Here is a 7,255-nt window from a genome sequence, read left to right as displayed (position 1 = left end):
ATTGTCGTCGATCCCCCGGGATTTTTGCACGATTGGGGATCGACGACAGCTTGCCCCGTTTTCATCCGCTAATCGGAAACAGCAGCCGGGCCGCATATACTGCGCCTGTCACGGTAATGGCGCTCAACAAGGTCGACACCAACACCGCCTGGGCGGCATAATCTGGGTGGCAGTCATACTCGAGTGCATACAGCGCCGTATTGCGCGAGCACGGATAGGAACTGGCAATGAGCAATGCCTGAGCCGTCACTCCATCCATTCCTAATAGAAAGATCAAAGACGCAGCCAACAGCGGCGACAAAATCAAGCGCCCGAACACACTCACATACACAAGCGGCGGCAAGGCAGTAAAACGGGCGTAGGCGATTTGCGCTCCCAACGTAAAGAGAGCGATGGCTAAAAACGCATCGGCGACCCGCTGAAGCGGCGCCCATAAAAATGATGGGATGGGGATATGAAGCCATCGACAAACTACGCCAAGCAACAGCGCGTGAAGAACGGGATTTTTCCATATCTCCGCAGTCCATTTCCCTCTTTTTCCATTCCCGGATACAAACTGGTATACCCCATATGTATTCGTCAAGAAATTTTGAAAGATCGTCACCATAATTTGAATCGTCGCCCCGAGCGGATGTTGATGAAATACAAGCTGACTGACCGGGATGCCGAAATTACCTGAGTTGTTCAACACAATAGTGTTTTGAAATACGGCTGACAAACTCCGTTCCAATTTGAATAACTTGGCCATCATCATACTCAAAACGATCAGTCCGCTGTTTTGCAACAAGAGAAATCCTAAGATGGCCGCCAACACCTTTCCATTCAACTCACTGTCATACACGTTGATGAATGCGACTGCCGGCAGCAGGACGTACATGTTCAATTTGGATAACGTATTGAGGTCAAGATGAAAGAAGCGGTGAAGCCCTGCCCCCAAGCCGACAATCAACAACATCGGAACCATCACTTGCAATAAAATGCCGCTAAAAACAGCCAAGACGCTCTCCTCTCTTTCTTTATCCATATAATGGATGTTTCATTTTTGAAAATCCATATCTACATTTTCTTCTTGTAAACTCGTTCCGGCCGCCCAACGGATCCATAGGCAATATCGGCCGTCACCTGGCCGACAGAGACGAGATACTCCAAGTAACGGCGGGCCGTCGTCCGGCTGGTTCCGATTTGCCGCCCCACTTCTTCAGCGGTGATGCCTTCCGGGCACTGTCTCACAACCGCCAACACTTTTTCTAGGGTCAATGGCTGAATGCCTTTAGGCAACATGGGCTGGTCCTTAACGGACACTTCTCTTCCAATTAATGCATCAACATCTTCTTGGCCAATCCACTCTTTCTCTTTCACCCACCGTTGCATTTTGTCATAATACTCCTTGTATCGATTTAACGTTTCCGCAAAACGGTCAAACATAATCGGCTTGATGATGTAATCAAACACCCCGCCATGCAGCGCTTGTTTCAGTACATCTACTTCCCGGGCTGCGGTAATCATAATGATATCAATATCAGAAAAATGTTCACGAACCCATTTCAAAAACGAAAGGCCGTCCATGTCGGGAAAATAGACATCAAGCAATAACACGTCTGGCCGCAGCACCTCCGTCAATTCCCTTGCCTCTTCAGCGTTCGTGGCGATGCCGACCACTTCATAACCGTTCACTTTCTCAACAAAGCGCCGATTGATTTCCGCAATGCGACGGTCGTCTTCAATAATCAGTACACGAATCGGCAACATCGGTTCCCTCCTTCTAGCCTTGGCGGCACTGCCGACCGACATGGGCCGGTCGCTTTGGGATCATGATGGTAAATACCGTGCCTGCTCCTTGCTCCGATCGATGCGTCATTTGCCCCCCGAGCATTGTCAACGCCCGGTTCACTAGATCAAGCCCATACCCCCGCCCTCCGGCCGCCTTCGTTGAAAAGCCGCGCTCGTAGATCCGTTCCGCTACAGCTGGGTCAATGCCTAATCCGTTATCCTCAACCTCAATAATTAAATCATCGCCAAGGTCAGTCAAAAAAACGGCCACCCGTTTCTCTTCCTTTCCGTTATGGAGAACGGCTTCCATGGCGTTATCTACGACATTCCCAATAATGGTTACCAGATGGTCCCGGTCCATCCATGACGGCACATCACGGAAACTGCTTTCCCGATCAATTTCAAACACAATTTTCAGCTCGTTGGCGCGATTGAACTTGCCGATCAGCAGACCGCCGATGATCGGATCTGGAATTTCTTTCATGACAAACCGGACGATGTTTTGTTGCAAGTCGGTCTCTTTTGCGATCAGTTCAAGCGCTTCCTCATACGATTCCAGTTGAATCAGGCCAGAGATCAAATACAGCTTGTTGGAAAATTCGTGCGTTTGCGCGCGCAAGGCATCGGCATAACTTCGCAGCTGTGACAGCTCTTTTGTCAGGCGATACAGTTCTGATTTATTGCGAAACGTCGACACCGCCCCGATCACGCGGTCCGCTTTATCTTTAATCGGAATGCGATTGGCAATGACCGTTTCTTCACCTAACACCATTTCATCGTCAAATTCCGCCTGCCCCGTCCGAATGACTTCAGGCAGCCTCGAGTGGGGAATAAGCTGCAAGATCGGCATTCCCAGCACATCGCGTTCGTTCTCATACCCAAGCAGCTTCAGCGCCGTTTGGTTGACCATTGTAATCGTTCCCTCTTGATTGATGGCCACCATTCCTTCGCGAATTGCCTCTAAAATCGCCTGCTTTTCTTGGTAGAGCAAACCGATTTCTTCCGGTTCAAGGCCATGAATCGATTTCTTCACCGCCTTGGCGATCGCCACGGCCCCCACCGCTCCGAGCAAAAGGGCAAGAACAGAGAAGAGAAAAATCTTCAGGCTATATGACCACACCGTTTGTCGAATATCCTCTAGCAAAAAACCGACCGAAACAATGCCGATCACATGTCCGTTTTCATCCAAAACCGGCGCTTTTCCGCGGATTGCCGGACCGAGTGAACCGACCGCCTCCGAAATAATGGCCTTGCCTTTGAGCACCTCACCGTTGTCGCCCCCGACCATCGGTTTGCCGATCCGGTCCGGCAGCGGGTGAGCATAGCGGATTCCTTGGCGGTTGCCGATGACGACGTATTCCGCCCCTGTCTTTCGGCGAATATATTCGGCAAACGGCTGCAAGCGCACGGACGGATCGGGGTCGCGGAACGCCTCGCGCACAAGCGGGGTGGACGCGACGGTTTCCGCCACGTTCAGCGCCCGCATGCCGATTTGCTGCTTGAGCGTCTCAGCAAACATATGTTGGAATAAAAACGTAAGAAACACGATGACAAACAAAAGCAGCGAACAAATGATCATCATCAACCGTGTTTGCAGTTTCATCGTGCTGTCCCCCAAACGGAAAAATGAAAAGAAAGACCATCCTCCAACTTAAGGAAGAAAGCCTTTCTTTCTATTATTACATATCTTCATTGACAATGACGGTTTTTCCTCGTAATTTCATGAAAAACGGCACGGCAATCCACAACAAGGCGATGACCAACAAGACGAGCGAAATCGGCTTTTCAACGAACACGAGATAGTCCCCGTTGGATGCCGTCAACGCCCGGCGCATGTTGTTTTCGATCATCGGCCCAACACAAGCCCCAGCACAAGCGGCGCAAGCGGATAGTCGTGTTCCGCAAGCCAATAGCCGAGCAAGCCAAATGCCAACAACAGAAACACATCAAACGTCGTCACTTGCACCGCATACACGCCGAATACAGAGATGGCGATAATGAGCGGCAACAAATACTTCGTCGGTGTTTGGATGATTTTCGCAAATAGTTTCACAAGCGGCATGTTGAGAATTAACAACATCACATTTCCGATAAACATGCTCGCAATCAATCCCCAGGCGACAGCCGGATGTTCATCGAACAACAACGGACCCGGCTGGACGTTGTACATAATGAGTGCACCCATCAAAATGGCCGTCGTTCCCGATCCTGGAATGCCCAGCGTCAACAGCGGGATCATCGCGCCTCCAGACGCACCGTTGTTCGCCGACTCGGGCGCCGCGACGCCGGCGATCGTCCCTTGGCCGAATTTTTCTGGATGTTTGCTGATTTTCTTTTCAAGAATATAAGAGAAAAATGAGGCCAACGTCGCTCCGGCTCCCGGCAGCACGCCGATGAAAAATCCGAGCAGCGACCCGCGGGCAATCGGGCCGGCACTTTCCTTCAAGTCCGATTTGGTTGGCAAGATGCGCCCGATTTTAGCAATTTCCCCTTCGTTCGTTTCCCGATGGAGAATCGCTCTAAACACTTCTCCCAACGCAAACAACCCGACCGCTACGGTTAAAAACTCCAGCCCCCCATACAAATAGGAAATGTTGTACGTGAAGCGTGCGACGCCAGAGACGTTGTCGAGCCCGATCGTGGAAAGCAACAAGCCGAACACCGTCATGATCCACGCTTTCGTCATCGATTTGCCGGCAAGGCCGCTCACCGCAGCAAGCCCCAGCAGCATAAGCGAAAAATACTCCGCCGGACCGAACTTCAAGGCGACATTGGACAGCGGCTCCGCTAATAATACAAGACCGATGAGCGACACAATCCCCGCCACAAACGAACCGATCGCCGCAATCGCCAGCGCCGCTCCAGCCCGGCCTTGCCGCGCCATTTGGTAGCCGTCCAGCGTCGTGACAACAGACGATGATTCCCCGGGCGTGTTTAACAAAATTGACGTCGTCGACCCGCCGTACATCGCCCCGTAATAGACGCCGGCCAACAAAATGATCGAACTGGCGGCCGCCTGTTCGGGACTCAAGCCCGATGTCATCGACGCCGTCACCGGAATGAGCAGCGCCACCCCGCTCATCGGCCCGATCCCAGGAAGCACGCCGACCGCCGTGCCGATCAACACCCCGATAAACGCAAACAGCAAGTTATGCGGCTGAAGCGCCGTCTGAAATCCGTCAAACAAAAACGATAGTGTGTCCATGATGCCCCTCCTTTCATTGGAACCAAATCGGCCAGCTCGGCAATGTTCCTTGCAGCAGTTTCACATAAAGGCCATAGACACCGAGGGAAAAGCCAGCCGCAATGGCGATCGACTTCCATAGCGCCCCTTTTTCCATCGTTTGAAACCCGATCACAAGAAACAGAAATGTCGTGATCACATATCCAACCGTTTCAAGCAACGCCGCATAGAAAATGGCGGCGATGAAAATGACAAGAAACTTTTTATATTGCCGCGGCGGTTTCTCACTTGTCGCCTCTGAATAACGTCTCGTCTCCAACAACAACTTGATGCTTAAGAGAACCAACACAAGTCCAAGCAAAAACGGAAACACGTTCGGCCCGACAGCGCTTCCGTAGGCGCTTTTCGATATGCGCAAACTTTCCACCATAAACAAGGCGCCCACAGCCAAAAACGCCACCGCCGCGATCCGGTCAGCCGTTTTGTTCATCGCTCTGCCTCCTGTTCTTTACGAAAAAGGGGAAGAATGTTCTTCCCCCTCGTTTTATTTATGCATGCCAAGCGACTTCAGCAGGTCGCCGACTTGCTGCTCTTGCTCTTGCAAAAATTTCGTAAACTCTTCCGAATTGCGGTACTCTGCTTCCCAACCTTGTTTTTGCAGCTCTTCTTTCCATTTTTCATGCTCAGACAGTTTTTTCAATGTCTCTTCCCAAAACGCTTTTGCTTCCGAAGACATTTCCTTCGGCCCGAACACGCCGCGCCAAATCGTAAACTCGGCATCAACGCCAAGCTCTTTCATCGTCGGCACGTCTTTCAGCACTCCGCCGAGGCGTTCAGGAGCGGAAACCGCCAGCACCCGCACTTTGCCGGCTTTCAAATATTCGCCAACCGAAGACGCATCCGTCGCAATCACATCCGCATTGCCGCCAAGCAGCGCCGCCATCGCTTCTCCGCCGCCATCGTACGAAACATACTTGACTGATTTTGGATCGATGCCCGACTTATAGATCGGCAAAATCGCCACTAAGTGGTCCATCGACCTGGCGCCGATCCTCCGGCAATGGTGACGGATTTCGGATTTTGTTTAATGGCGTTCAGCAGGTCGGTCAACGTTTGAAACTTCGAATCCGCTTTAACCACAATCGCGCCAAAGTCTTTCGTCAACTGGGCGAGCGGGGTCGTGTCTTTGTAGCCGAACGGGCTGTTCCCTTCTTTTTTCAGGTTGTTGATGATAATCGGCGGCGAGTTGACAAACAGTTTGTAATCGTTTTTGACATCCTGGGTGGCGTACTCAGCCATAAAAACCGCCCCGCCGCCGCCCGGTTTGTTTTCGACCGTCATCGTCTGTTTGACGAGCCCCGTCTCATCGAGCACCTTGGTGATCGCGCGGGCCGTTAAATCCCAACCGCCGCCCGCCCCAGACGGAGCAACAATCGTAATCGGCTTCGTCGGATAGTTTGAGGCCGATGAGCCAGAGTTCGAACCGGACGATTTCGACCCCGCCGATTCATTGCCCCCACAGGCCGCCAAAGCCAGTGTCATCATCCCTGCGGCGAGCAATCCCCACCATTTCGTTTTCTTCATTTCTCCCTGCCCCCTTGTTTTTTGATAACGTTTTCAATCACAACCTTACCATGCCGCGGGATGAGCGTGAAGTTTTTGAAAATAAAATGAATTTTGTGCATTTTGTTCATGGACGTATAATCAACATGACCTGATATGGCCAAGACGCCTCGGGGAACGCTGGAGTCTCAAAGCAAAAAAAAGACCGCCAGCCTTCAAGGCCGACGGTACATAAAACGTTGGCACGGTACATACTTTCTGATTTTTGTTCCTCCTCTTTCATGTGACCGGACGATCATCCGTTTTCTACAATCGATCACTTACGAATCAGTGATTTCCTCTACCTCTTTTGCCGCCGCCAACTGTCCTCGTTAGATGGCCGCCACTTGTATTTGATTCCCCTACTCTTCAAGCAATTCCCAAACATCTTCCTCTGGAAGATCCACCAACCTAGCAATGTCTTCCGCCTTCATTCCTTTGCGCGCCATGTTGCGGATCAGCTGTTTCATTCCTTGTTTTATCCCCTGTTTCCTTCCCTTTTGCTCATAGGAAATGATCAGCTCCAACACTTGCTCTTTTTCTTTCGTTTCCATCGCCCTCACCTCTCTTTGCAGTTGTTGCTCTTCCTCCTCCGACAACTTCACATATGTTTCAAAAAAGCCCAAGAGCAGCCGCTGCCTCGCTTCATCCAGCTCCAATCGCACCAACATGCGCAAAAACTCTTTTTTCAACTCGACT

General features: G+C 51.3%; 4 protein-coding genes and 3 pseudogenes. All 7 read right to left on the bottom strand.

Translation table 11 applies throughout. The annotated features are described in order from the left end of the window. Positions 1 to 61: 61 nt before the first annotated feature. Positions 62 to 997, bottom strand: a complete 936-nt coding sequence (locus tag I656_RS00065) for an AEC family transporter (protein ID WP_015375031.1) — start codon at positions 995 to 997, stop codon at positions 62 to 64. 59 nt (positions 998 to 1,056) lie between these two features. Next, on the bottom strand, positions 1,057 to 1,749 hold the full coding sequence (locus tag I656_RS00070) for a response regulator (RefSeq protein ID WP_015375032.1): 693 nt from the start codon (positions 1,747 to 1,749) through the stop codon (positions 1,057 to 1,059). 13 nt (positions 1,750 to 1,762) lie between these two features. After that, a complete protein-coding gene (locus I656_RS00075; RefSeq protein WP_033007020.1) occupies positions 1,763 to 3,373 on the bottom strand; it encodes a sensor histidine kinase in 1,611 nt (536 codons plus the stop codon). Positions 3,374 to 3,449: 76 nt separating this feature from the next. Continuing rightward, a pseudogene (locus I656_RS00080) lies at positions 3,450 to 4,975 on the bottom strand (tripartite tricarboxylate transporter permease). A 13-nt stretch (positions 4,976 to 4,988) separates the two neighbouring features. Then, positions 4,989 to 5,444 (bottom strand): tripartite tricarboxylate transporter TctB family protein, encoded by a 456-nt coding sequence (locus tag I656_RS00085; RefSeq protein ID WP_020756975.1) that lies wholly within the window; start codon positions 5,442 to 5,444, stop codon positions 4,989 to 4,991. Between the two features lie 54 nt (positions 5,445 to 5,498). Continuing rightward, a pseudogene (locus tag I656_RS0117280) lies at positions 5,499 to 6,538 on the bottom strand (Bug family tripartite tricarboxylate transporter substrate binding protein). Positions 6,539 to 6,918: 380 nt separating this feature from the next. Next, positions 6,919 to 7,255, bottom strand: a pseudogene (locus I656_RS0117275) (DUF4351 domain-containing protein); the annotation flags it as partial.

The organism is Geobacillus sp. WSUCF1, from assembly GCF_000422025.1.
Taxonomy (GTDB): Bacteria; Bacillota; Bacilli; order Bacillales; family Anoxybacillaceae; genus Geobacillus; species Geobacillus zalihae.
Note: the sequence above shows the minus strand (reverse complement) of the source record. Positions and strands in the feature narration are given on the sequence as shown.

Excerpts from the sequence above, each read along its gene's own strand:
- I656_RS00075 (WP_033007020.1), bottom strand. The coding sequence starts at position 3,373 with ATGAAACTGCAAACACGGTTGATGATGATCATTTGTTCGCTGCTTTTG.
- I656_RS00070 (WP_015375032.1), bottom strand. The coding sequence starts at position 1,749 with ATGTTGCCGATTCGTGTACTGATTATTGAAGACGACCGTCGCATTGCG.
- I656_RS00085 (WP_020756975.1), bottom strand. The coding sequence starts at position 5,444 with ATGAACAAAACGGCTGACCGGATCGCGGCGGTGGCGTTTTTGGCTGTG.